Raw genomic sequence first — 25162 nt, forward strand, 5'->3', positions numbered from 1 at the left:
GATTGCTATGGGCATATTGGGTTTGGGGCATGATGTGGTGGACGTTGCGGCCTTCGCCGAACAGCTGGCGGAACCTGCTTCCCGCATGCGCAGTCTTTTTTCCGTGCGCGAGGTGCGTCAGGCGCTGGAGCGCGCACGCGTGAAAAACGATGGCGAAGCGGTGCATTTGGCGGCCAAATGGGCCGGCAAGGAGGCGTTCCTCAAAGCGTGGTGCGAGTCTGTGGGGGAGGGGTCGTATCCGTTTACGCTCGATGACTTCCCGTGGCGTGAGGTGGAGATCCTGGATGATTCACATGGCGTTCCTCATGTGATGCTCGCCGCGGGTGCCGCGCGTGCGTTCTATGGCGGCGGAAGCTCGGAGGGGGGTGAGCTGTCGCCTGATGGTCCATATGCTGGCTCGCGGCCTTCCGTCCATGTCTCCTTGAGTCATGATGGTTCTATCGCTTCGGCAATGGTCGTGATCGCTCGCTAGGTCCATGGTGCTGGGGCGTTTTCGCAACATGCGTATTCGATCTGATGCCTTGGAAAGTGTGGTCTGTTGCGGGTTTTCGGCGTGGCGCACTTGAGGGTATCGAACCGGTTTGATATCCTAGTAATCACACGTCAAACGGTTGACGCGGGCAATAATAGGGACGAAGGAGTTTCCGATGGCTCAAGGTAACCAGTCGGTACAGGATCAACAGTCGAACACTACCGCGGCGTCGCACGCGAAGTCGTCGCGTAAGTCCGCGGCGAAAACCGCATCGAAGACCACGCGCAAAAGCGCACCCAGCAAGGTGTTCACCGCACGTCTTGAATCCCGCAAGGATGAGCTGGAGCGCCTGTTCAGCAGCCTGTACAGCGATCATGATCAGTTTGACGCGCTAATCGAAGCGATGGCCGCAGCCTACGCAGACCGTCCTGCTGATCTGAAGCGCCTCGACAAAACCCGTGAAGCCGATCCTGAGTGGTACAAGCGTGGCGACATGTTCGGCATGACCATGTACACCGACCTGTTCGCCGGCGATCTCAAGAAGCTCGCCGAAAAGATCCCGTACCTGAAAGAGCAGAAGCTGACCTATCTGCATCTCATGCCGTTGCTGACCATGCCGCACCCGAACAACGACGGCGGCTACGCGGTCGAGGATTTCGACACCGTCGACCCCAAGCTCGGTACCAACGAGGATCTTGCTGAGCTGGCGAAGAAGCTGCGTCGCGCCGGCATCAGCCTGTGTATCGACTTCGTGATGAACCACACCGCCTCCACTCATCGCTGGGCCAAGGCTGCACAGGCCGGCGATCCTGAGTATCAGGATTACTACTTCTGCTACGATGACCGCACCGTGCCGGACGAGTACGACGCGCACGTGCCGCAGGTCTTCCCGAACACCGCACCCGGCAACTTCAGCTGGAACGAACAGATGGGCAAGTGGGTGATGACCCAGTTCTACCCGTTCCAGTGGGATCTCAACTATCGCAACCCCAAGGTGCTGGTGGCCATGCTCTCGTCCGTGATGCATCTGGCCAACCTCGGTGTGGAGGTCTTCCGCATCGACGCCGTGCCCTACATCTGGAAGCAGCTCGGCACCAACTGCCGCAACCTGCCTGAGGTCCACACCATCGTGCGCATGCTGCGCATCGTGCTGGAATGCGTCTGCCCGGCCGTTGTGCTCAAGGGCGAGGTGGTCATGGCTCCGAAGGAGCTCGCCGCCTACTTCGGCACCCCCGAAGCCCCCGAGTGCCACATGCTGTACAACGTGTCCATCATGGTGAACTTGTGGAGCGCGCTGGCCAGCCGCGACGTGCGTCTGCTCAAGGCCCAGATCGACAAGCTCAATGCCCTGCCGGACAACTGCTGGTTCGTCAACTACCTGCGTTGCCATGACGATATCGGCTGGGGTCTGGACGAGGATGTGGAGCGTGAGCTCGGCATTGATCCGCTCAAGCACAAGGAATTCCTGTACCACTTCTACGAGGGCGCGGTGCCCGGCAGCTGGTCGATGGGCGAGCTGTACAACTACGACGAAGCCACTCGCGACGCCCGCAGCTGCGGTACCACCGCCTCCCTGTGCGGCGTGGAGAAGGCCATCATTACGCACGACAAGCCGCTGTACGAAACTTCCGTCAAGCGTGATCTGCTGATGCATCAGGCCGTGGGCTTCCTGCGGGGCTTCCCGATGCTCAACTGCGGCGATGAGATCGGCCAGCTCAACGGCTGGGATTACAAGGAAGACCCGGACCGCGTGGAAGACAGCCGCAACCTGCATCGTTCCAAGTTCGACTGGGACAAGGCGGCGTTGCGCAAGAAGTCCGGCACGCTGCAGAACCGGTTGTTCAAGGGCATGGCCGAGGTGCGCGAAGAGCGTCATGATCCGTGCTTCGCTCCGGACGCTTGGGTGTCCACGTGGGATACGTTTAACGATGCGGTGCTCGCCGTGGTTCGCAAGGTTGAAGGCGAGACGCTGATTGGCCTGTTCAACTTCTCCGAGCATGACCAGCACGCGCACCTGAACGCCAGCGAAGGCATCCTCGACGCTCCGCTCGATGCCGATCTGGAACCGTATGAGGCACGTTTTGTGCAACTGTGATCGCCTAGGCTGATCGATAGCGGTCAAGAGCCGGCAAGTGCCGGGTGAGATTTCCGTCTCACCCGGCACTGGTGTATTGAGCCCGACGCTTGGGCGTTCGCATCGTGGGCGCGCTTTTTTCCCCCCCCATCCGCCGAAAACGCCGTGGAACAAGGCCTCTGGGGACGCCGCCGGCATGGTTCCGGAACATTGGTCTGGCTCCTATAGCTGTCGGGAGACGGACGGCATGCGTTTCACCCCTGGTGCATGCGCACAATTCGCGTTGTCTTTTCGAAACCGTGGTTTGTGCGCGCCGGCGTAAGCCCCTATCGGGGTCGCCCATGCGGGAAAGGGCGGAATTCCGGCGATCGCGATTCCGCATGTCGGCGCACAAAGCGTTTTCGGCGGCTTTTTGCTTGATTCGTGCGAACACAAAATGCGGTATGCGGGCCAATGGCTCCGAAGTGCGCGCCCGCAGCGCCCGCGGTACCCGATCGCCCGGTTATCCACATTCGAGTTATCCACATAAGCTCGAACCACATACACCGGTTCAGGTGGCGGCTCATTGCGACACTCGCTAGCGTGACATCATGAGCACGACACCATCCAATAGAACCAACGCAAATATCTTCGGCCGGCCTCTCCCCACACCTCCGCCCGGCGTCTTCGGCGACGAGCCTCCGGATACGCTCGACACACAACATGCCAGCCCATATTCGTCAATCCGCAACGATTTCGCCGCCAATTCGATGTACGGCAGCCTGTCGCAACGCAAACGCGACATCATCCAGCATTGCACGGAAGTCGCGCAACGGGCCGGCAAACCACTGCTGTTCGGTATGACCACATCATTGATGCTGCAAGCCGTACCGCTGCCGTCGAACTGCGCCATGGACCCCGACAGGCTGCACACGGTCTCAAGTAGCAAACGCCAGCGCATGCATAGTCTGAGAGGCCTCGTACAGCCTCATGTCTGGACCTTGCTCAAGACCGCGCGCAACGTGCGAATCAACCAGTACGTGTACGCGCTTGACCTGTTCCACACCTGGGCGCAGATGGCCGCGCATCTTCCTTTGCGGGAACTCGTTATCCTCGGAGAGTCCATCATTGCCGCCTTGGATCTTCGGGCGAACGATTCGGCAACGGACTTTGGCGGCCGCATGCGATCCTTTATCTCGCTGAGCAAGAGCCCCGTGTCGTTTCACGGCAAAAAGAAATGTCAGGTCGCCGCAGGACTCATGATTCCCGGAGCGAGGTCGCCCAAGGAATCGGAGTCCCATCTCCTGCTTCGTAGCCACGGCATCTCGCGCCCAACATTGAATTATCATGTGCCGGATTCCTCGTTTAAGACGGGCGCACCGATGACGTTGGACATGGCATGGCCGGATTTCCTCGTGGCGGTCGAATACGACGGGGATCAGCATCGCACGGACAAGGAACAGTGGAGACGCGATCAGGAGAAACGCAACCGTCTGCGCGCCCGCGGCTGGGAAATCATCCTGGCCACGGCCAGCAATCTGGGCCACGATGAGTCCAGAGCCGAATTCGCGTTCCTTGTGGCCCGCACGCTGGAGCGAGGAGGCGCACATGTCGATTTTCGCGTGACCGCAATGACCATGGAACAGCTCGCACGGCATGAGAGCGCCATCGCGGCAAGGAGAGCTCGTAATCACGCCCTATGAGTGGCGAAGAGCTGGACGTACAGAACGGGTACTGCGGGCGCGCGCACTTCGGGGCCATTGGCCCGCATACCGCATTTTGTGTTCGCACGAATCAAGCAAAAAGCCGCCGAAAACGCTTTGTGCGCCGACATGCGGAATCGCGATCGCCGGAATTCCGCCCTTTCCCGCATGGGCGACCCCGATAGGGGCTTACGCCGGCGCGCACAAACCTCGGTTTCGAAAAGACAACGCGAATTGTGCGCATATTCCCGCAAGATCGGACCCGGAAACATACACACCACGCTCAGTTCCCGCAACCCTGTTCCTATAACCCTATAAGACGGAAAACAAAAGAAAAGCCCGGTTCCGAAGAACCGGGCCGGAGAAAGGAGAGAGAAGAAGAAAGGAATTCAGTTATTGCGACCTCGTGGCCGTAAGTCCTATATAACAACCCCAAGCTCATCGCAACGTACAAACCACCTGAAAATTGCATGAAAAACAGCGCCCGACGTTTCCGCGGTCCCTGTTCTGCCGCTGTAGCTGCGGCATAAGCGAGGCATTATGCGGGCGATGCTGGCCGCAAAAACAAGAAAAACGGCGGAATTCCAACGGTTATCAATGGAGCGGATGACGGGAATCGAACCCGCGTAATCAGTTTGGAAGACTGAGGCTCTACCATTGAGCTACATCCGCGTTAGGTCGTCGCTTTTGGCGACTTGAGACATTATACATAGGAATCCGACGCAAGCAACTCCGTCTGTCGTGCCTCGTGCCTTGGCGTGTGGCGTCGAACCATGGCGCAAAGGAAAATGCTGTTGCGAGCGGGGTTGCGAGTACCATGGTTGCGGACATGAAACATAGGTGCGCCCGCGCTGCCAACAGTGCGAGTGCACCCTCAACAGCACAGGGCTGGACGACAGGACGGAGGATCATGGCGGACGTCGACGCAACCGTGCACTTCAATGCAGCCGCACAGCCTCATGCGCAGACCGAAGCGCAGACTGACGCGCAGGTCAAGACGCAAGCCGATAGGCGCGACGCCGAATCCGATCCGCTTGCCTCTGACGCCGAAGCCGAACTTGCTCAGCTCATCAGACCCACGCTGACCGAAGAGCCCACGGAGCCCAACGAGGCCATCGAAGTGGTGGGCGGCAAAGTCGAAACGGTGGAAGTGTCCAAGCATCCGACCCCCTCGATCCCCGAAACCGACCTTTCGCTGGCGGAAATCGAACGGCGGCGCTCCCATCCGGTCCGCTGGATCGTAGTGATTCTGGCGGCGTTGACGGCCATGATCGCGCCATACTGGTTCGGCCGCTCGCTGGCCGTGAACAATACGTATACCGTACTGGGGGCTCTTGATGGAGTGTCCGCCCAAGGCATCGCGCTGATCGGCTGGACCGCCGTAGTGATCACCTATGTGGGGCTTGCGATGGCCGTGGTCGTCTCCCCCTCGTGGCCGTGGCTGATCGTGTTCGTCATCGGTCTTGCCGGCGAGCAATTCATAGCCGGCTTGAGCATGCTCAATCTGAACTTCTGGTATTCCACGTATGTGGTGTACGGCGACCAGGCCAATCTGGCGAACGCTGCCAACATCGGCATTATGGCGGCGGCCATCGGCATCGCAGTATATGCGGTGATTTTCGTGGGACTATTGGTCGTCATCAAAAAATCGTCGCCGCTGAACGTGCTGACCAAAAGCTGGGCGAGTTTCATTCTGTACTTTGCGATCGAGGCGCTCGCGCTGTTTGTCGTACTGTTCGGCGGTGTACTGACCGTGCTGTGATGCGGTAGACAGTCCGCCCCCTGACCTATAGTTTCTATTTGGCGTGATTTCGCCCGCGGATAGAGAGCGTTTCGAGCGAGCCCGCACGGAACACCGCGCAACGACCACATTAAGGAGGATGCCGTGGCACTGACGGCTGAAGAGAAGACCCAGATTATCAACGAGTACGCAACGCACGAAGGTGACACCGGTTCCCCCGAGGTTCAGGTTGCCCTCCTGTCCAAGCGCATCGCCGACCTGACCGAGCACCTGAAGCAGCACAAGCACGACCACCACTCCCGTCGTGGCATGCAGCTCATGATCGGTGATCGTCGTCGTCTGCTTGACTACCTCAAGAACGTTGACATCAACCGTTACCGCTCCCTCATCGAGCGTCTGGGTCTGCGTCGATAATTGAAGACTTCCGCCCGAGTGCCTAGGATGGTACTCGGGCGTTTTACATATGCCAACCAACGGCAACAACAGCAAGAGGGTTAGAGGATAGGCCGCAAAACAGGTGCCGCACGACAGTAAACGGTCATGTAACGATCGAGTCTGGCGCTGAAGTTCATGAGGTAAGGCCGAAGAGAGAACCCGAATGAATGGGTTGACACGAGGAAACGGTGGCCAAGGGGCCAGCCGACACAAGGTATGTGACGTCCGCTGAAGAGGACATGCGGCACGAAGCCGCATTTGCATGTAGGAATAATTAGATAAGTAAAAAGGAGGAACCCCATGGAGGGTCCCGAAATCAAGGCCGTTGAGGCCGTAATCGACAATGGCTCGTTCGGCAAGCGCACGCTGCGCTTCGAGACCGGCCGTCTCGCACAGCAGGCTGATGGTGCTGTGGCCGCCTATCTGGACGACGATTCGATGATTCTGTCCACCACCACCGCCGGCTCCAGCCCGAAGGAGAACTACGACTTCTTCCCGCTGACCGTCGATGTGGAAGAGAAGATGTATGCCGCCGGCAAGATTCCGGGCTCGTTCTTCCGCCGCGAAGGCCGTCCGAGCTCCGAGGCAATTCTCGCCTGCCGTATCATTGACCGTCCGCTGCGTCCGCTGTTCCCGCACACCCTGCGCAACGAGGTTCAGGTTGTCGAGACCGTGCTCGCCGTGAACCCGGATGACGCTTACGACGTCATCGCACTGAACGCTGCCTCCGCTTCCACCATGATCTCCGGTCTGCCGTTCTCCGGCCCGGTGTCCGGCGTGCGTCTGGCCCTGATCGACGGCCAGTGGGTCGCTTTCCCGCGCTGGAGCGAGCGTGAACGCGCTGTATTCGAGATCGTGGTCGCCGGCCGCGTGATCGATAACGGCGATGTGGCCATCGCTATGATCGAGGCCGGTGCCGGCAAGAACGCTTGGCACCTGATCTATGATGAGGGACAGACCAAGCCGGACGAGACCGTCGTGGCTCAGGGTCTTGAGGCCGCCAAGCCATTCATCAAGGTGATCTGCGAAGCTCAGAACGAGCTCAAGGAGAAGGCTGCCAAGGAAACCAAGGAATTCCAGCTCTTCCCGGAGTACACCGACGAGCTGTACGCTCGCATCGACGAGATCGCTCACGCTGACCTCAATGAGGCACTCTCCATCGCTGAGAAGCTGCCGCGTCAGGATCGCATCCACGAGATCAAGGAACACGTGCGCGAAGTGCTCGCCAACGAGTTCGAAGACATGGATGATGCCGAGAAGGAGAAGGAACTCGGCAACGCCTTCAAGGAGCTGCAGCGCCAGATCGTGCGTCGCCGCATCCTGACTGAGGACTACCGCATCGACGGCCGTGGCCTGCGCGACATCCGTACCCTCTCCGCTGAAGTGGACATCGTGCCTCGCGTGCATGGCTCCGCTCTGTTCCAGCGCGGTGAAACCCAGATTCTGGGCGTCACCACCCTGAACATGCTCAAGATGGAGCAGCAGATCGACGCGCTGTCCGGTCCGCAGTCCAAGCGCTATATGCACAACTACGAGATGCCGCCGTACTCCACCGGTGAGACCGGCCGCGTCGGTTCCCCGAAGCGTCGTGAAATCGGCCACGGTGCCCTCGCCGAGAAGGCCCTCGTGCCGGTGCTGCCGAGCCGCGAAGAGTTCCCGTACGCCATCCGTCAGGTCTCCGAGGCCATTGGTTCCAACGGTTCCACGTCCATGGGCTCCGTGTGCGCCTCCACCCTGTCCCTGCTCGCCGCCGGTGTGCCGCTGAAGGCACCGGTTGCCGGCATCGCCATGGGCTTGGTCTCCGGTGATGTTGATGGCAAGCACATCTACAAGACCCTGACCGATATTCTGGGCGCTGAGGATGCTTTCGGCGATATGGACTTCAAGGTGGCTGGCACCTCCGAGTTCATCACCGCCCTGCAGCTTGACACCAAGCTGGACGGTATTCCGGCTGACATTCTGGCCGCCGCCCTGCAGCAGGCCCACGAAGCCCGCACCACCATCCTTGAGGTCATCAACGAGTGCATCGATGGTCCGGCCGAGATGAGCGAGTTCGCTCCGCGCATCATCACCACCACCGTTCCGGTTGAGAAGATCGGCGAGGTCATCGGCCCGAAGGGCAAGATGATCAACCAGATTCAGGAAGACACCGGTGCTGAAATCGCCATTGAGGATGACGGTACCGTCTTCATCTCCTCCGAGGGCGGCGAGGCCGCTGAGAAGGCCAAGGCCATCATCGACTCCATCGCCAACCCGCATGTGCCGGAAGCCGGCGAAACCTACAACGGTAAGGTTGTGAAGACCACCTCCTTCGGTGCCTTTGTGAACCTCACCCCGGGCACCGACGGTCTGCTGCACATCTCCCAGATCCGCAACCTCGCCAACGGTGAGCGCATCGACTCCGTGGAGGACGTGCTCAAAGAAGGCGACACCGTTGAGGTAGTCGTGCAGGGTGTGGACGACCGCGGCAAGATCTCCCTGGCCATCCCGGGCTTCGAAGATCAGGAGAACAACGCCGGCGCTCGTGGCGGTGCTCGTGCTGAGCGTGGCGACCGTGATGATCGCCGTGGCGGCCGCGGCTCCCGTGACGATCGCCGTGGCGGCGGCCGTGGCCGTCGTTCCGCTGATCGTGACGATCGTGACTTCGATCGTGATGAGGATCGTCCGCGTCGTCGTCGTCCGGTGGATCACGACGACTTCGAGGATGATTACGAGGATCGTCCGCGTCGCCGTCGTTCCGCTGATCGTGACGATCGCGACTTTGACCGTGATGAGGATCGTCCGCGTCGTCGTCGTCCGGTGGATCACGACGACTTCGACGATCGTGACGATGAGGATCGTCCGCGTCGCCGCCGCTCCTCCGACCGCGGCGATCGTGATTTCGACCGCGATGACCGTCGTTCGGGCTCTCGTGGCCGCGGCCGTGGTTCCGACCGCAACCCGCGCTACGCCACCGATGACAACTATGACGATTACCGCGCCGATCGCGAAGAGCGTTCCGAGCGCCCGCGCCGTCGCGTCCGTCGCGACTTCGATCCGTTCGAGGACTGAGATCCTCTCACGGATCCGTCGCGGCATGGCCGCTCCCCTCACCTACGGGGAACCCACTGGGTTCCCCGCTTGACGGTTCGGCATTCGAGGACTGAGGTCTTCGGAAAGACCTTCGCAGTGATTACGGCATCCGCTGGAAATAACTGCATGTACTAAAAAAGGACAGGCCCTATTGCGGGTCTGTCCTTTTTTAGTATTTCGGCGTCGGTGATGAAATACTGCGCACAACGGAGAGAAACGGGTTCCTTGTTGGTTTTGTGCGCGGCGTTTTCAGGTGTATTCGCAGTGAGCGCACACAAGAATGCTGGATTTCCAACGATTCTCACCAAATAATTCGCCGCACAACGTCACTATTTTTTGCATTGTTGCGTAAAGTGCGTACACAAATCACAACAATGCAAAAAATCGAGGCATTGTGCGGCGTCGTAATGGCGAATTGCGCTTGGGGAAGCTGTCCGCTCACCGCTCGCGAAGCGGGGCGAGCTGGAAGACTTCGTCGGACTGGGCGGCGACTTCCGGGCTATGCGTCACGATAATCACGCATTTGCCTTCGTTATGCGCCAAATCCTTGAAAATCGCCATGATGTCGTCCTGCGTGGCCAGATCGAGATTGCCGGTGGGCTCGTCGGCCAAGATGATCTGCGGGTCGTAGCTCAACGCGCGCGCAATCGCCACACGCTGCTGCTCGCCGCCGGACAGGTGCAGAATACGCTCGTTCAAATACTCCGGCTGCAGGCGCACCTTCTCGATAAGCTCGGCGGCGATTTCCTTCTTCGGCTGATCAAAGGTTTTGCCGGAGGCGTCCATGGACAGGATGATGTTCTCCGCCACGGTCAGCGCCGGCAAGAGATTGAAGCTCTGGAAGATCACGCCGATGTCATGACTGCGGAAGCGGTAGCGGTCGGCTTTGGCCAAATCTTCGCCGTTGTGCAGCACCCGACCCTTGGTCGGAGTGGTCAGTCCGGACAGCAGCGAAAGCAGCGTGGTTTTGCCGGCTCCGGAAGGTCCAGTGATGGAGATGACACGTCCGGTGCGGAACACATAGTTCTTGTCGATAAGCACGCGCTTGCCGCCCTTGGTGTACGAGTAGGAGACGTGCTCCAATTCCAGCGCCGGCTTGGCGGCAGTAGTGGTGTTTGTGGTGCTTGCAGTGTTTGCAGTGGCTGTAACGGCAGTATCCATAATAAAAATCCTTAATCGGTGTGGCGATATCCACACCGTGGCAAAGAGAGCGGCTGTATTACGAGCGATCGGCGAGGATCTGCAGCGGTTCGTAACGCATTACGAACACGATGCCGACCAGTGCGGAGATCAGTGTCAGGCCGAGTCCGATAAGAATCAGCTGGCCGACCACTGCGAGATTCACGGTGGCGTTGATTTCACTGACGTAATCGACGGCTTGCCTCATGCCGCCCGGTCCGCCTTGTTGTGAAGGCTGGGCGGCATTGCCTGCATTGGAGTCGGAGTCGGAGTTGGAGTCTGTGGAGGAGGAATCAGAGGAAGACGAGCTGGACGAATCCGAAGAGCTGGAGTCGGACTGCTGCTCACTGCCCGGTCCGCCGCCCATATCGGCCGCACGACCGAACTGCTGCTGCTGGCTGGACGCCTCGGATTCCTGTGCGGACACCTGCGAGGCAAGCAGCTGGTTGGACACCGGTACGGAAGCCACCGCGCCGCCGGCCACGCCAAGAGCGATGCCGCACATCGTCACAATCAGCAGTTCGATGACGAACTGTGCCGCCACCTTGGTCTTCTTCACGCCGATGGCCGTCAGTACGCCGACCTCATACTTGCGCTCGCGGATATTGAACAGGTTCAGCACCACGAGCACCACGGCACCCACCACGAGCACCACGATCAGCAGGGTCAGTGCGAACTTCGCCAGATTGTCGAGCGGCACGAGGCTGGACTCGTACTGTTCCACATCGGCGGACTGCACGGTGTACGTATCGTCCAGACCGGCCGCCTTCACGTCGGAGGCGAAAGTCTCGTAGTCGTCGGCGCTGGACAGCACATACGTGTAGTTGAGCTGGGTGGTGGTGTCGTCGTTATCGTCGTTGGCGGTGGTGTCGGAGTCCAGACCGAGCGATTTCAGCGTGGAGACGGACGTGTAGATCGCGTTGTCGGCGTCCTGCGAAGTGCCGCCCATCGGACCCATCGCGTTCGTGTTGCTGGACGTGGTGTTCTCGTAGATGCCGCAGATGGTCAGCGTGTAGGTGAGCGAGGTGTCGCTCGGATTGGTCACGGTGATGGTGTCGCCGACGGACAGGTTGTTGAAGTCTGCCAGGGTCTTGGAGATGATGACCTTGCCGTTGTCGTCCTCACCGTATCCGAACACTTCGCCGCTCGACATGGTGAATGTGCCGTTGGATGCGTTGGCGATGGCGGTATCCGAGGAGAAGCCGGTCAGGGTGAAGTCGCCGGAGGTCATCATATTGCCGGGGCCACCACCCTGGCCGCCTTGGCCTTGGCCGTCGCCCGGACCTTGCTGGCCGGAGCCAGAGCCGGAGCCGGACGACTCGGACGAAGAATCCGATGACGAGGAGCTGGAGTCGGATGAGTTCGCGGCATTTGCCGTGCTGGTCTCCACCGGCTGGAACGAATCGGTGCCGGAGACGCCGGTGCTTTCGGAGTAATACGAGCTGACCGGAACACTGGAGGCCTTCTCATACTTCTGGTAGTCGGCCAGCGTAAGGTTGCTGTCGTCCAGCGCACTGCGCATCGAATCGAAGTCCGGTGCGGCATCGGTGGATGAAGAGGAGGAGTCGGACGAACTGGAGGATGACGAGGCTTCACGCGCCTGCTCCATCAGTTTGCTGCGATCCACACTGATGGTGGCGGTCACGGACGTGTTCGCGAGACCGGTTTCGCGCGCAGTGCCGGCGGCGTTGCGAATAGCGAGTCCGATGGTGGCTGCCGCGGCGATAATCGCTACGATCAGCACGATCAATATATTGCGGCCTTTGTTCCGTATCACGGTTTTCCAGGCGTTGTTCAACACAAACATAGTGGGTCCTTGGGTGGGTCTGTGTCGGATGCTTTCCGGGTTCCGTAAGGAGCCCTGAAGCGGTGCTGGCTGCTTCAGACAAAGCCAGGGAAGCGCGAATCCGACTCGGCAGAGCTTTTGTTGTTGTGCAGGTTCCGTTCTGGGCATGCCTAGGCGGGACCTCTGTCCCTAACTATCGAGGCTGAAATTGATTGCCCGCTGGTGCTGGGCTGATAGCCGCTGCCAAACTACGTTGCACTTGACTGAAGTCTTCCTGAACGTTCGCTGGACTGCTGAATGTCGCGCGCCGTCACGCAACGTTCACTTCGGCCTCCTCGCTTTTTGCGCTCGCGCATGAAAGAATAGGTATGGAATGGACGCCGTGTGGGCAAAGGGGCAGTTATGAGCGTTGGGGTCATTATCGGAATCATCGTTGTGATCGTTATCGTGGGCCTGATCGGTTGGGCGATCAGTGCGTACAACGGTTTGGTCGCGTTAAGGAACCGGGTGAAGAACGGCTGGGCGCAAATCGATGTGCAGCTGAAGCAACGTGCCGACCTGATTCCGAATCTGGTGGAGACCGTCAAAGGATATGCAGGACATGAGTCGAACGTGCTGACACAAGTGACCCAAGCCCGTGCCGGCGTGGTGGCGGCCGCGCAGAATCCCAACGCCACCCAAGCGCAACGTATCACCGCGGAAAATCAGCTGTCCCGAGCGTTGTTCAACCTGCAGGCAACCGCTGAGGCTTACCCACAGCTGCAGGCCAATCAGAACTTTATGGACCTGCAGGCCCAGCTCAAGGAACTGGAGAACAAGATCGCATACGCGCGTCAGTTCTACAACGATGTGGTGTTGAAGCTCAACACCGCCATCGAAACCGTGCCGACCAACATCATCGCCGGCCTGTTCCACTTTGAACAGGCGCAGTACTTCGAGGCGGATGTGGCCGATCGCCAAGCCCCGCAGGTCAAATTCTAAGCATCAGACCCTCGCAGAGGTCTGGGTGCCGGCTGCACTGGGGAATCCGGGGGAGGGGAAACAGCAATGAGAAAGAGACTGATTCGAGCCACTATCTTCAGTATGGCTATCACATTGCTCGTTGGCGGCGTATTCACGATGTATGCGATGGGTATGATTACCGTGGCTGTCACCGGCGAGGACCTGAGCTATCGCACGCTTGACTATGACGCCACCATCACCCGCGGAGGCGACCTCAAGGTCACGCAGCATATCGACATGAAGCTGCTGAAACGCGACGACGATAACGGCGACACCAAGCCATGGAAGCAGTTGTATCAGCAGTACACGTTGCGTACCGGCAATCTCACCGATATCAGTGACATTACCGTGCGCAACGTGACCGAAGGCGTCACGTACCAGCAGCAAAGCGAACCGAAACTGCCGGATGCTGTGGCAAGTGACGCCATATGGGATTCCGATTACGCCGACCATTGGTATATCGCGGATGTGACCGACGGTACGTACGCCGCTCGCCCCTACACGCCCGGCACGGATGCCTTGGATGTTACCGCATATGGCACCGACACCGCCAGCAAAACCGTGGAAATCGGTTGGAATATCCCGGCAACCGTCTCGGCCGACTCCATGAAATTCGACGTGTCGTTCACCATGCACAATGTGGCCGCCCAGTGGGATGACATCGCCAGCTTCCAATGGGAGCCGTTTGGCAAATCCAATTCGGTGCCGATCGGCACAGTCAGCGGCACCGTACACTTCCCCGACGGCGTCAACTCGGATACGTCGTGGGCGTGGCTGCACACCGAACGCACGTCCGAAACCAGTCGTGCCGCCGACGGCAGCCTGAAATTCAAGGTTTACAACGTGCGTTCCGGTGATTATCTGGACGTGGTTGCCGCGTTCAAAGCCGGTCCGAAAGACACCGGTATCAATGCGGCCCGTTATCAGTCCGGTGACCATCTGGACACACTGAAACACAGCGAATACCAGCAGGAGCAGCAGTGGCGCGATAAGCAGCGCACGATGGCCCGCATCCGGCTGGGCATATGGATTGCAATTGTGTTGTTCGGCCTTATCTTCTGTGCGTGGGGAATCGCGGCCGTCATCACCAGCAATAAAAATACAAAATACCGCGGCCCTATCGAATATTGGCGTGACCAGCCCGGCATCAGTCCGGCTTCGGCCGCTCGGCTCATCGAGGTGGTGGAGTCGCCGAAGCATTCGCGGCCAATGAACCGTGAGCTTACGGCAACCATGCTGTCGCTTGCCGTCAAGAAGGCCGTCGCCATCTATCCGGGGCCGGCAGATATGTATCGCGGCATCGATATGAGCAAAGCCACGCCGGTGAGCCTGAGCCATATGATCGATGGGGATTCCGGCAGACGATATGCCGCTCGCGCTACCAGCACCGTCGTGATTCTGCCGGCTGCCATCGATGCGGTATCGAATGCCGGGCAGCTGGGCTTAAGCGAATCTGAGGATGCGCTGCTTAACTTGCTGATTGTGATATCCGAGCGGGTGGGGTCGCCGGTATTCGACTTCGGTCAGATGAAACAGGCCTGTAAAGGCTGGAAAGATGGCTATGTGGAGCTCGGCAAGTTCACCGGCGCGTGCAACATGGAATATGAGCGACTGAACGCCTCGCGCTCGCGTAGATGGCAGTCGATTACCGCCGGCGCGTTTGCCGCCGTGATCGGCTATGGGTCCATGATTGGCAACACGGATATTGGATATGCGGCAGTCGGCATTATTCTTGGGCTACCGCTAATCCTTGTCGGCCTGTTTTGTGCTCTGGCCGGCGCGACGCACGAGCTGACCGAACAAGGCCAGGAAATCGCCGGCAAATGCTTGGGGCTCAAGCATTACATGCAGGATTTCTCCAGTTTCACCGATCGCGGTACCGCTGATTTGGCCATGTGGGATTGGTATATGGTGTACGCCGCCGCATTTGGCATCAGCGACCGCGTGGCCGCCGAACTGGCCAAGGCGTATCCGCAGGTCGCCGACCCGCGCTGGCTCGACGACAACGCTTCCGATTCCACGCTCTACTGGTCCTATCGTTCGCATAGCTGGAATGACGATGCCCGCTATGGTTATGGCGCGCAGGGCAGTACGCAGAACGTCGGCGGTGGTCTCGCCGGCCAATTCGGCGCGAACTCGATGTTCGGCGGTTCCTCCTATGTGCCGAGCCTGAGCTTCAGCGATCTCGGCTCCCAGCTTTCCTCCGGTTTCGCAGACATCGCATCCACTATCAGTGCTGCCGCTCCCAGCTCGTCGGACGGTTCCAGCGGCGGCTTCTCCGGCGGCGGTTTTGGTGGATCGTCCGGCGGCTCTGGCGGTGGCTCGTTCGGCGGACGCTAAATGTGCGGCAGATGGGTTGATGATGGGTTGATGATGGGTAATCGTGACGGACGATCGTGACGCAATTCACCACACATTGTGCGGCTCGACTGCGATGGAACAGCGAAACGGCTTATAGTGGCCAGTGGAAGTGTTGATAACCCGGCCAACAACATAAGTACATACACAGCAAAGGAGCCATTATGGCACTGTTCCGCAATCTTGGTCCGTTCTCTACCACCGCCATCGGCCACGGCGAAATGCCGCTGACCATCGAGAACAATCGCGGTCATGATATCGGCATCGAAACCCTGCACGCTTCGTTGGATGCCGGATGCCGCCATATCGATACCGCATGGGCCTACTACACGCCGGGCGAAGAGGAACAGACCGGTGAAAAACTGGTGCGTGAGGCCCTGGCCAGCTGGAAGGGGCCGAAAGACGAAGTGACCGTGGCCACCAAGGTGGGATTGCGCCGTACGTGGGGTGAGCACGGCGAGCCGCTCTGGCCGCGCGATGGCAAGCCTGAACACTTGATCGAATACGGCAAGCAGTCCGCTCTGGCCCTCGGCGTGGACACCATCGACTTGCTGTATCTGCACCGTCATGACCCGGAAGTGCCGTACAACGAGTCGATCGAAGGCATCAAGGCGCTGCTGGATCAGGGTGTGGCTCAGGTCGCCGGTGTCTCCAACGCTTCGATCGAACAGATCGACATCGCCCGCTCGATTTTGGGCGACAAGCTGGTGGCCGTGCAGAACCAGTATTCGCCGATTCATCTGGAGACGCGGGATACGCTTGATTACTGCGCCAAACTCGGCCTCGCCTTCGTGTGCTGGAGCCCGCTCGGCGGCTACCGTCACCCATATGACGAGTCCAAGTTCGACCCGTTCCGCGAAGTGGCAGCCGCCCACGGTGTGAGCTACCAGCAGGTGGTATTGGCGTGGGAGCTCGCCAAGGGCGATCACATGTTCGTGATTCCGGGTGCTCATCGTCCTGAGACTATCCTCGATTCCCTGAAGGCTGATCAGCTTGAGCTCAGCCCCGAGGAGCTTGCCAAGCTCGGCTGATCGTCTCGTCGTCTCGTTGTTCCGTTGTTCCGTTGTTCCGTCGTCTCGTCGTTGACTCCCCCTCGCGTCGGCTCCCCACTTCGCCCCCTCCTCGCGAATATGTACCACTGACTCACAGTGAGAGATACATATTCGCGAGGGAGGAACCGTTCCTTTGAATATGTACCACTGACTCACAGTAAGTGGTACATATTCGCGTGAGGAGAGGCCATCCCCCTGCCGGGAGCCACTCCTAAACGAGGAACCACCTCCCGTGAGGGGTTCCCCTGAATATGTACCACTGACGACGTGGCAGCGGTACATATTCGCAAAGGCGAAAGCTAAAAAAACGGAGAACCGTAGATAAACCGATGAGATATGAAAGAGCGTCGGACGTGACTTTAATCACCTCCGACGCTCCTTCATGAACGACGATATATTTTACAATCCGGGAATCAAACCACCGGGCGGATCGAGCGTCAGGTATTGCCCATCCAAATCAATCTCCGGTACCAGCTGTTCCACGAACGGTACGAGTGCGGTTTTCTCGACCACATCCTCGCCCTTTGCATTCTGACCAGTCACTACCGGCTCGGTCAAACGAATCTTCAGCAACGACTGGGCGGGGGAGTCAACCACATCGACCACCTTGCCGACCACCTGACCGGACGGAAGTCCCAGTCCATTATCCTCGGCCATACGAGCCTCAAGCCCGATGAGATCTTTCGGATACCATTCGTCGGCCTCCAGCATCTCATCTGGATCGTCGGCTTCACCGTACAGTTCGATGCCGTTCAACGCTTCCGCGGCGTTACGGTCGTCGGTGCCTTCAAACTTGATGATCCAACGGTCCTTGAACGTGCGGGAGTTCTCGACGATGTATTCGGTCTCGCCGTCCTGCTCATAGAGCACCGAGCCGGGCTCGAAACGCCACTCCGGATCGTCGGTAAACAGGCGAACGGTGACCTCGCCCTTCAAGCCTTGTGCCTTACCAATACGAGCGACCCTCAGCAACTCAAGCTGCTGAGGGTCGTCGTGCATGTCTTGCTGTGCCATGCTGTGAATTATCCCTTATCGACGGACGTCCATGATATCGACGCGTACCTTATGATCAGACAGCGCCTGAATCACAGTACGAATCGCATTGGCGGTGCGGCCTCCACGGCCGATCACGCGGCCAATGTCCTCCGGGTTCACGCGTACGCGAAGCAGTTCGCCGCGCGCGTTCTCGTGAGACTTGACGGAAACATCATCCGGAAAATCGACGATGTTCTTGATGAGGTGTTCCACAGCCTGTGCAAGCATTGCTCAGCCTTTCTCGAATCAGGCTTCAGCCGGAGCTTCTTCAGCAGCGGCATCCTCGGCCGGGGCCTCCTCAGCGGCGGCAGCGGCTTCAGCCTCAGCCTCAGCCTCAGCCTTAGCCTTGGCCTCAGCCTCGGACTTGGCGGCCTTCAGCTTCTGAGCCTCGTTCTCCACAGCCTCAATGCGAGCAGCGGCATCCGGGCCAGCCTCAGCGGTCTTCAGGGTGCCTTCGGCACCTTCGAGGCCCTTGAACTTCTGCCAGTCGCCGGTGATGTTCAGCAGCTTGAAGACCGGCTCGGACGGCTGAGCGCCGACGCCGAGCCAGTACTGAGCGCGGTCAGACTTGATCTGGATGGTCGAGGGCTGGGTGTTCGGGTTGTAGGTACCGATCTCCTCGATGACCTTGCCGTCGCGCTTCTTGCGGGAATCAACGACCACCACGCGGTAGAAGGCGTAGAACTTCTTGCCCTGTCGCTTCAGACGAATCTTGGTTGCCAAAATGGCTCTCCTTGTAAATGCTAGGTTTGTGGTTTCTCGGTATGCTGTGTGGGGCACGGCACGCCGGAACCCACGTGTCCTCACGGCACGGGGTGTAGAGGGCGCCACGCGCGCGTGAATAACTGGCCCATTATAGCGCCGAGCCCCGGACTGAACACGCGTTGAACACGCAGTGAACCGGCTCGCGAACACGTAGCGAACACGATTCCGTCATGTCTGTGGCGTATTGGTTTGCTGTGCGTGATGTTCGCGGGGTCTCGCTGTGTTTTTGGGTGTGATTCTTAGCGTGATTTCAGTGTGATTCTTAGCGTGCCTTGAGCGCGAGCGTTGCGGTGAGGGCCAGATGGTCGGTGTCTTTGATTTCGAATGACGTGACGTTGCTGACAGTCAAACCCGGCGTGAACAACACATGATCCAGTTCGATGCGTGGCCATTTGATCCATCGGGGGAAGGTCAAGGTCGGGCCGGACGCTTGGGTCAGGCTTGCGTCTTTGAAACCGGACTTCAGCAGCGCACGGAAACTGGGGTGGTCGGTACTGGAGTTGAGATCGCCCATAACAACGGCTATGTTGTGCTCTCCGATCGATGACGCCTTGGCGACCGATCCGAGGCCGACGATGCCGGCCGACCAATCGACGCAGCCGCGCATCGGAGATTTCGGATGTGCCGAGCAGAACGTGACTGTGCGGTTGTGGTGCGGTGCTGGAGAATCGTCAGGGGTTCTGTCGAAAGCGTTCGTTGCGTTATCGACCTCAGTGGCAACGGTGTGCGCGAGTTTCAAGGTGATCGCCGGCACGTCGGCCGCCGGAATGGTAACCACATTGGGTACGGCTGCGGCGGGTTCGTATCGGGAGAATACTACGTTATAGCCGCCGTTATCTGTGGCCTTGGGCTCGCCCGATTGACGATAGGGGAGCAGCTGCGCGATGCCTGCCGTGTCCAGCCGCGCGATCAGCTCATCGGAGACTTCCTGCAATGCCAGCACCGCGATGTGGCGTTCGCGTACCGCTTCTACAATCGCCTCGGCATTTGCGCGGCCATACCGGCAGTTCAGCGTCATAACCGCAAACTGGTTCGGCAGTGTTTCAGGCAGTGTTTCACGAGAGGTTTCACGGTCTCCCGATGGTGTTTCACGGTAGGTTTCACGCGTTGATCGAGTACTGGTCCTGAATCCGGTACCCCAATAGCTGATACGCTGCGAACTGGTCATCAGAGCCGTGACCAACAACAGGCAGACGAATCCCCAATGATGTTGCCAAGCCGCCACGCCGGCCAATACAACCAGCGGAATCCACAGGAATGGCGTGAGCGCAATCATATACGGCATTGGCATATGCGCTTCAAGGCCTGCCGGCAGCGCTGACAATCCCAGCCAAAGCCATGCGAGGATGACTACTACCGCAAACAACGTAGTCATGGATACACTCCTTAAGTACCGAACTTACGTAAGTATTGGACTTACGTACTGAGCTGCTGAAGTACAAAAAATAGGCTCCCCTCCTTCAAGAGGGGAGCCGGAAGAAGCTGGGAATCAGCGGCCGAACAGACCACCGATTCCGCCGCCAAGGTTCGGCGGCATCTCCATGCCGTTGCCCTCGGCGTTGTTCATCATCTGCTCAAGGCCGGCGGGCAGGGCCGGGTTCTGCGGCTTCTTGGCGAATGCGGAACCGCCGGTGGAGCCAGAGGACTTGCCGGCCAGCTTGTCGCGCAATGCCTTCTCCTCGGCTTCGCGCTTCATCGGGTTGCCGGACTTGCCGCCCTTCTTCTTGTTCTTGCCTTTCCGCTTGCTGTTACCCGAACCGGGGCCGCCGAAGCCGGGGATGCCTCCGCCCATGCCGGCGCGGTTGGACATGCGCTTCATCATCTTTGCGGCCTGCTCAAAACGCTGCAGCAGCGCGTTGACCTGCGAAACCGTTACGCCGGAACCGTAGGCGATGCGGGCGCGGCGTGAACCGTTGATAATCGACGGATCGCGGCGTTCGGCCGGCGTCATCGAGCGGATAATCGCCTCGGTGCGGTCGATTTCCTTCTCATCGAACTGTTCCAGTTCCTTGCGGTGCTGGGCCATACCCGGAATCATGCCGAGCAGCGACTTCATCGAACCGAGTTTCCTGACCTGCTGCAGCTGATCCAGGAAATCGTCCAAGCCGAACGATCCATCGGAGATCTTGGCGGCGGCCTTGCGAGCCTCCTCCTCGTCGAACTGCTTCTGCGCCTGCTCGATCAGGGTCATGATGTCGCCCATGTCGAGGATACGCGAAGCCATACGGTCCGGATGGAAGACTTCGAAATCCTTCAGCCCCTCACCGTTGGAGGCGAACAGGATCGGCTTGCCGGTCACGGATGCCACGGACAGTGCCGCACCGCCGCGGGCGTCGCCATCGAGCTTGGAGAGCACCACGCCGGTGAAGTCCACGCCCTCGTCGAAAGCCTTGGCGGTTTTGACCGCATCCTGACCGATCATCGCGTCGATGACGAACAGAATCTCGTTGGGCTGCACGGCGTCTCGAATGTCGCGAGCCTGCTTCATCAGCTCTTCATCCACGCCCAAACGGCCGGCGGTATCAATGATCACCGTGTCATACAGCTTTTGCTTGGCCAGCGTGATGGAATCACGGGCCACCTTAACCGGGTCGCCGGTGGTGAGTCCCGGAGCAGAAACCGCTTCGCCGCCTTCGGCCTGGGTCTGTACGCCCTTTTCCGGTGCGTATACCGGCACGCCGGCGCGTTCGCCGACCACCTGCAGCTGCGTCACGGCGTTCGGACGCTGCAGATCGGCCGCCACCAGCAGCGGCGTGTGGCCGGCGTCCTTGAGCCAGTAGCCGAGTTTGCCGGCCAGCGTGGTCTTACCGGCACCCTGAAGACCGGCGAGCATGATGATCGTCGGCGGATTCTTGGCGAAGTTCAGCGGACGATCCACGCCCTGACCGAGCACATCGGTCAACTCTTCGTGAACGATCTTCACCACCTGCTGGGCGGGATTGAGCGCCTCGGACACCTCGGTGCCCAGCGCGCGCTCGCGCACCTTGCCGGTGAAGGAGCGTACCACTTCGAGCGCCACGTCGGCGTCGAGCAGTGCGCGGCGAATTTCGCGGATCGTGCCGTCGATATCCGCTTCGGAAAGCTTGCCCTTGCTCTTCAGATGCTTGAACGCATTCGAGAGTCTGTCAGTCAAAGAAGAAAATGCTGCCATAATGGGCAACAGTCTAGCCGTCACGCGGGAAATTGCGCCGTGCTGCGCTTGACCATGTACTTTTCGCGCGAAAAGTACGCTATCGGGCCTTTCGCGGCGTCCATACGCACTCCATACGCAGTCCATACGCAATTTTCGTGCGAAAAGTGCGGGAACGGGGTCTTGCGAGGTGCTTACACGCAATTTTCGTGCGAAAAGTGCATGGGGGAGAAGGAGGAGAGAGAGGAGGGGGAGCGGGAGTGGGGGAGTTCATTCGCTGGCGGCGCAACTGCGCTGTGTTGATCGAGGGGTCTCCGGTACTATGGAATGGCTAAAAATCCAGTGTTTTTTGGAATGCTTATGCTGTTTTGAAAATCCTTGGACACCACCCTATACGCAGACTGCCGTGCGCCCTCGCGAATCGAGCCAACGGGTCGGAGAAAACCGTGAGCCAGTGAAGTAGCGGGCCAACGCAGACATGCCGTGCAATAAGGAAGGCCCGCTTATGCCACAACATAAAACCATCGAACGCAAAGCCCTGATCGTTGGCATCGTTGTCAATACGATTCAGGTTGCGGCCGGTATGGCCGTGTTCTTCATGACCGGTCTCAAGGCCATGTTCCTCGATTTCTCCTTTACCGCCATCTCTGTGCTTTCAGGTCTGGTCGCGGTGTATCTGTCTACCCGAACCGTGCGCACCACCGAACGGTTCCCCAACGGCATGTTCGCGCTGGAACCGATCTATGCGATCTGCAAAGCCATCTTCACCATGTCCCTGCTGGTGTATTCGCTGATCGACGTCTGCCAGGTGGCCTACGACTACTTTGTGCTCGGCGACGGCGAACGCATCGTCACCGGACCGGTGGTGATCTATGAAGTGGCCACTGTGCTGATCTGCTTCGGCCTGTACGTGTATTACCGTCGTGAAAACCGGGTTATTCGCAACGCCAGCACCATGCTCACTGCCGAATGCAAAAGCACGCTGGTGGATGGTGCGATGTCGTTTGGCATCGGTGCGGTAGCGGTGTTCCTGATGATATTGCCCGCTGGAGGCCCGTTGGACTTCCTGCATTACACCGGTGACTTCTTCATCACCGTGGCATTGGTCGCGCTGACTATCAAAGAGCCGTTCAGCGTGCTCAAGGAAGCATTCATCGAATTGGTCGGCGGTGTGCATGATGATGACGAGACCAACGCGTTTGCGGAATCCGCCGCGCTGCGTCATCTGCCTAAAGGCACTGAATACGAGCAGACGTTGATTTTCAAGACCGGCATGAACTACACGGTGGACGTGTACCTGAGCGGTGTGAGCGACACGATTGACGTGGCTGACCTAGTGGAGTGCAAGCGCTCGCTGGAACAGGAACTCAAGAAACGGCTGCACATCGTGGATGTGGACTTCGTATTCGACTAAATTATTGAGCGATTAGTCGGAACGTTCAGTGGTACGTCATCGCCGTATTGCTTATTGCGTGATAACGTACCACTTCATTTTTTGATGGCTTTCCATCTTGAGCCAAAAAGTGGGGTCCAAACGGCTTGGGAACCGGTGTACCACTCGGTTGTGGCAAAAAATAATGGCACGATTGCGCAATAATATGCATTTTGCGCAATCGTGCCACGAACAATTACCGGAACGCTACTTCAAACGCTACTTCAAGCTCCAAGTCGAACCCTGCGGGCCGTCCTCGATGGCGATGCCGGCTGCGCCCAAAGCGTCGCGAATCGCGTCGGCCTTGGCGAAGTCACGAGCCTTGCGAGCCTCCTGACGGGCCTGGAGCTGTTCGGTGATCAACGCCTCAAGCGCCGTGTGCTCGGGAGACTCGTCCGCGCCTGTGCCGGCTCCGCCTGCCGCACCGTCGGAGAGCCACGGCTCGGCCAACGGATCCAAGCCCAACGTGTCGAGCATGGCACGCACAGAGACCAGAATCTCGCGGACCTCAGCCTTGGCCGCCTCGGAATCCACGCGGTCGGCAAGCTTGGACAACAGCGTATTGCCGGAGCGGATGGCGGTGAAGATCGCGGCGGTCGCACCGGACACATTGATGTCGTCATTCATTGCAGCCACGAAGTCGACAGGCAGAGCGTCGGCGGACACTGCGGCCACCTCTTCACGGGAGGGCTGGTCTTCCAACACCACGCCAGCGCGCTCGATGAAGTTCGCAATGCGGTCGTAAGCAGCTTGTGCCTCCACCAGCGCCTGATCGGACCACTCCAGCATCGAGCGATATTGCACGGAGCCGAGGGCGTAACGCACCACCCAGGCGGAATGCTCGGCCAATACGGAAGGCACGGACAGGCCGGTGCCCAGCGACTTCGACATCTTCTCGCCCTTGGCGGTCACCCACGCCGAATGCATCCAACGGGCCGCAGAGGGGTATCCTGCCGCTCGGGTCTGGGCCATCTCGTTCTCATGATGCGGGAAACGCAGGTCCAAGCCGCCGCCATGGATGTCGAAGCCGTCGCCCAAGTAGCGGTGCGACATGGCGGAGCACTCGATATGCCAGCCCGGGCGGCCGACGCCGAACGGCGTGGACCAGCGAGCATCCTCAGGATCGGTGTCCTTCGGGGCTTTCCACAGTGCGAAGTCACGCGGATCATGCTTGTCGGGGGAAATGTCGGCCGGATCGACAGGGTTGTACTTGTCTTCACCGGCGGCATCCACGGACGGACCCATCCGATCGGCGACGGCCGCGGCCTCGTCCACTTCAGCGGTCTGCTTCTGATGGGTCAGCTCGCCGTAATGCGGCCAAGATGCCACATCGAAGTACACGTTGCCGGTCGGTTTGCCGTCCGCGTCGGTCACCACGTAGCCGTGACCGTTGTCCAGAATGCGCTGGATGAGATCGATCATGTCCGACATATGGCCGGTGGCGCGAGGCTCGACGGTCGGAGGCAGCACGCCAAGTGTGTTGTAGGCCTCGGTGAATTCGCGCTCGTAGTAGTAGGCGCGTGCCCACCAGCGTTGACCTGCGGCTGCGGCCTTATCGAGAATCTTGTCGTCGATATCGGTCACATTGCGCACGAACGTGACCTTGTAGCCAAGCTTCAGGAACCAACGGCGCACGATATCGAACGCCACGGCCGCGCGAATATGGCCGATATGCGGAGATGACTGCACCGTTGCGCCACACACGTAAATGCCCACTTCGCCGGGTTTGATCGGTACGAAATGGCTGACCTGATGTGAAGCCGTATCGTAGAGGCTGAGTTCGGCCGCGGCCTTGGCCACGTGTACCGGAGTCAGACTCGAAGGCATGACGGAATTGTTGAAATCCTGCGGTTCTTGGCTGTTTCCCATAACAGTCAAGCGTAGGAAACGAGTCAGACATGAAGCGCCGCCGGAGTATGGCGATGTTCGAATTGCGACGGCCGCTCG

Annotated in this window: 18 protein-coding genes and 1 tRNA gene; 10 read left to right on the forward strand and 9 right to left on the reverse strand. The window is 59.3% G+C overall.

Translation table 11 applies throughout. The features are described 5' to 3' along the window. The first annotated feature begins 7 nt into the window (after nucleotides 1–7). The 3 genes from CUU80_RS08710 to CUU80_RS08720 all read left to right on the forward strand — a co-directional run bounded on the left by CUU80_RS08710 (nucleotide 8) and on the right by CUU80_RS08720 (nucleotide 4228). Nucleotides 8–472, forward strand: a complete 465-nt coding sequence (locus tag CUU80_RS08710) for a holo-ACP synthase (RefSeq protein ID WP_100496930.1) — start codon at nucleotides 8–10, stop codon at nucleotides 470–472. A 175-nt stretch (nucleotides 473–647) separates the two neighbouring features. Next, on the forward strand, nucleotides 648–2567 hold the full coding sequence (locus CUU80_RS08715) for an alpha-amylase family protein (protein WP_100496931.1): 1920 nt from the start codon (nucleotides 648–650) through the stop codon (nucleotides 2565–2567). A 569-nt stretch (nucleotides 2568–3136) separates the two neighbouring features. Beyond that, nucleotides 3137–4228, forward strand: coding sequence for a putative endonuclease domain-containing protein (locus CUU80_RS08720; protein ID WP_243388706.1), 1092 nt, complete (start codon nucleotides 3137–3139; stop codon nucleotides 4226–4228). 598 nt (nucleotides 4229–4826) lie between these two features. Here CUU80_RS08720 and CUU80_RS08725 read toward each other — a convergent pair. After that, a tRNA-Gly gene (locus CUU80_RS08725) sits at nucleotides 4827–4900 on the reverse strand. Nucleotides 4901–5138: 238 nt separating this feature from the next. On the opposite strand from CUU80_RS08725, the gene CUU80_RS08730 reads away from it, so the two are divergent. The 3 genes from CUU80_RS08730 to CUU80_RS08745 all read left to right on the forward strand — a co-directional run bounded on the left by CUU80_RS08730 (nucleotide 5139) and on the right by CUU80_RS08745 (nucleotide 9455). Then, a complete protein-coding gene (locus CUU80_RS08730; protein WP_439329980.1) occupies nucleotides 5139–5990 on the forward strand; it encodes a hypothetical protein in 852 nt (283 codons plus the stop codon). Between the two features lie 123 nt (nucleotides 5991–6113). Beyond that, the gene (rpsO, locus tag CUU80_RS08735) at nucleotides 6114–6383 is read left to right on the forward strand and encodes a 30S ribosomal protein S15 (protein ID WP_100496933.1); all 270 of its coding nucleotides are present in this window, start codon (nucleotides 6114–6116) and stop codon (nucleotides 6381–6383) included. Nucleotides 6384–6704: 321 nt separating this feature from the next. Further along, complete coding sequence (locus CUU80_RS08745; RefSeq protein WP_100496934.1) at nucleotides 6705–9455, forward strand: polyribonucleotide nucleotidyltransferase; 2751 nt, start codon at nucleotides 6705–6707, stop codon at nucleotides 9453–9455. Between the two features lie 459 nt (nucleotides 9456–9914). On the opposite strand, the gene CUU80_RS08750 is transcribed toward CUU80_RS08745, so the two are convergent. Together CUU80_RS08750 and CUU80_RS08755 are read right to left on the reverse strand one after the other, a co-directional pair. After that, on the reverse strand, nucleotides 9915–10637 hold the full coding sequence (locus CUU80_RS08750) for an ABC transporter ATP-binding protein (RefSeq protein ID WP_100496935.1): 723 nt from the start codon (nucleotides 10635–10637) through the stop codon (nucleotides 9915–9917). A gap of 58 nt (nucleotides 10638–10695) precedes the next feature. Next, nucleotides 10696–12462: an ABC transporter permease gene (locus CUU80_RS08755; RefSeq protein ID WP_100496936.1), complete on the reverse strand. Its 1767-nt coding sequence runs from the start codon at nucleotides 12460–12462 to the stop codon at nucleotides 10696–10698. A 381-nt stretch (nucleotides 12463–12843) separates the two neighbouring features. On the opposite strand from CUU80_RS08755, the gene CUU80_RS08760 reads away from it, so the two are divergent. The 3 genes from CUU80_RS08760 (at nucleotide 12844) to CUU80_RS08770 (ending at nucleotide 16832) form a co-directional block, all read left to right on the forward strand. Continuing rightward, the gene (locus CUU80_RS08760) at nucleotides 12844–13422 is read left to right on the forward strand and encodes a LemA family protein (protein ID WP_100496937.1); all 579 of its coding nucleotides are present in this window, start codon (nucleotides 12844–12846) and stop codon (nucleotides 13420–13422) included. Between the two features lie 66 nt (nucleotides 13423–13488). Further along, entirely contained in the window at nucleotides 13489–15783 is a 2295-nt protein-coding gene (locus tag CUU80_RS08765) for a DUF2207 domain-containing protein (RefSeq protein ID WP_100496938.1), read from the forward strand. A gap of 182 nt (nucleotides 15784–15965) precedes the next feature. After that, the gene (locus CUU80_RS08770; RefSeq protein ID WP_100496939.1) at nucleotides 15966–16832 is read left to right on the forward strand and encodes an aldo/keto reductase; all 867 of its coding nucleotides are present in this window, start codon (nucleotides 15966–15968) and stop codon (nucleotides 16830–16832) included. 420 nt (nucleotides 16833–17252) lie between these two features. On the opposite strand, the gene rimM is transcribed toward CUU80_RS08770, so the two are convergent. From rimM to ffh, 5 genes are all read right to left on the reverse strand, one after another. Further along, nucleotides 17253–17867 carry a ribosome maturation factor RimM gene (gene rimM / locus CUU80_RS08775; RefSeq protein WP_100496940.1) on the reverse strand — a complete coding sequence of 205 codons (615 nt, stop codon included), beginning with the start codon at nucleotides 17865–17867 and terminating at the stop codon, nucleotides 17253–17255. Between the two features lie 15 nt (nucleotides 17868–17882). Next, nucleotides 17883–18116: an RNA-binding protein gene (locus CUU80_RS08780; RefSeq protein WP_007051427.1), complete on the reverse strand. Its 234-nt coding sequence runs from the start codon at nucleotides 18114–18116 to the stop codon at nucleotides 17883–17885. 18 nt (nucleotides 18117–18134) lie between these two features. Further along, nucleotides 18135–18611 carry a 30S ribosomal protein S16 gene (gene rpsP / locus CUU80_RS08785; protein WP_100496941.1) on the reverse strand — a complete coding sequence of 159 codons (477 nt, stop codon included), beginning with the start codon at nucleotides 18609–18611 and terminating at the stop codon, nucleotides 18135–18137. A 304-nt stretch (nucleotides 18612–18915) separates the two neighbouring features. After that, nucleotides 18916–20028: an endonuclease/exonuclease/phosphatase family protein gene (locus CUU80_RS08790; RefSeq protein ID WP_100496942.1), complete on the reverse strand. Its 1113-nt coding sequence runs from the start codon at nucleotides 20026–20028 to the stop codon at nucleotides 18916–18918. A 114-nt stretch (nucleotides 20029–20142) separates the two neighbouring features. Then, entirely contained in the window at nucleotides 20143–21804 is a 1662-nt protein-coding gene (gene ffh / locus CUU80_RS08795) for a signal recognition particle protein (RefSeq protein ID WP_207760111.1), read from the reverse strand. Between the two features lie 484 nt (nucleotides 21805–22288). Here ffh and CUU80_RS08800 point away from each other — a divergent pair, with 484 nt between their 5' ends. After that, a complete protein-coding gene (locus tag CUU80_RS08800; RefSeq protein ID WP_100496944.1) occupies nucleotides 22289–23197 on the forward strand; it encodes a cation transporter in 909 nt (302 codons plus the stop codon). A 237-nt stretch (nucleotides 23198–23434) separates the two neighbouring features. On the opposite strand, the gene cysS is transcribed toward CUU80_RS08800, so the two are convergent. Further along, nucleotides 23435–25084, reverse strand: a complete 1650-nt coding sequence (cysS, locus tag CUU80_RS08805) for a cysteine--tRNA ligase (protein ID WP_100496945.1) — start codon at nucleotides 25082–25084, stop codon at nucleotides 23435–23437. Nucleotides 25085–25162 lie beyond the last annotated feature (78 nt).

It is taken from the genome of Bifidobacterium scaligerum (genome assembly GCF_002802865.1).
GTDB lineage: Bacteria > Actinomycetota > Actinomycetes > Actinomycetales > Bifidobacteriaceae > Bifidobacterium > Bifidobacterium scaligerum.

Bases quoted from the DNA above. Each gene is read 5' to 3' on its own strand.
- CUU80_RS08710 (WP_100496930.1), top strand. From the start codon at position 8: ATGGGCATATTGGGTTTGGGGCATGATGTGGTGGACGTTGCGGCCTTC.
- CUU80_RS08715 (WP_100496931.1), top strand. From the start codon at position 648: ATGGCTCAAGGTAACCAGTCGGTACAGGATCAACAGTCGAACACTACC.
- CUU80_RS08720 (WP_243388706.1), top strand. From the start codon at position 3,137: ATGAGCACGACACCATCCAATAGAACCAACGCAAATATCTTCGGCCGG.
- CUU80_RS08730 (WP_439329980.1), top strand. From the start codon at position 5,139: ATGGCGGACGTCGACGCAACCGTGCACTTCAATGCAGCCGCACAGCCT.
- CUU80_RS08745 (WP_100496934.1), top strand. From the start codon at position 6,705: ATGGAGGGTCCCGAAATCAAGGCCGTTGAGGCCGTAATCGACAATGGC.
- CUU80_RS08750 (WP_100496935.1), bottom strand. From the start codon at position 10,637: ATGGATACTGCCGTTACAGCCACTGCAAACACTGCAAGCACCACAAAC.
- CUU80_RS08755 (WP_100496936.1), bottom strand. From the start codon at position 12,462: ATGTTTGTGTTGAACAACGCCTGGAAAACCGTGATACGGAACAAAGGC.
- CUU80_RS08760 (WP_100496937.1), top strand. From the start codon at position 12,844: ATGAGCGTTGGGGTCATTATCGGAATCATCGTTGTGATCGTTATCGTG.
- CUU80_RS08765 (WP_100496938.1), top strand. From the start codon at position 13,489: ATGAGAAAGAGACTGATTCGAGCCACTATCTTCAGTATGGCTATCACA.
- CUU80_RS08770 (WP_100496939.1), top strand. From the start codon at position 15,966: ATGGCACTGTTCCGCAATCTTGGTCCGTTCTCTACCACCGCCATCGGC.
- rimM (WP_100496940.1), bottom strand. From the start codon at position 17,867: ATGGCACAGCAAGACATGCACGACGACCCTCAGCAGCTTGAGTTGCTG.
- CUU80_RS08780 (WP_007051427.1), bottom strand. From the start codon at position 18,116: ATGCTTGCACAGGCTGTGGAACACCTCATCAAGAACATCGTCGATTTT.
- CUU80_RS08790 (WP_100496942.1), bottom strand. From the start codon at position 20,028: ATGACTACGTTGTTTGCGGTAGTAGTCATCCTCGCATGGCTTTGGCTG.
- ffh (WP_207760111.1), bottom strand. From the start codon at position 21,804: ATGGCAGCATTTTCTTCTTTGACTGACAGACTCTCGAATGCGTTCAAG.
- CUU80_RS08800 (WP_100496944.1), top strand. From the start codon at position 22,289: ATGCCACAACATAAAACCATCGAACGCAAAGCCCTGATCGTTGGCATC.
- cysS (WP_100496945.1), bottom strand. From the start codon at position 25,084: ATGGGAAACAGCCAAGAACCGCAGGATTTCAACAATTCCGTCATGCCT.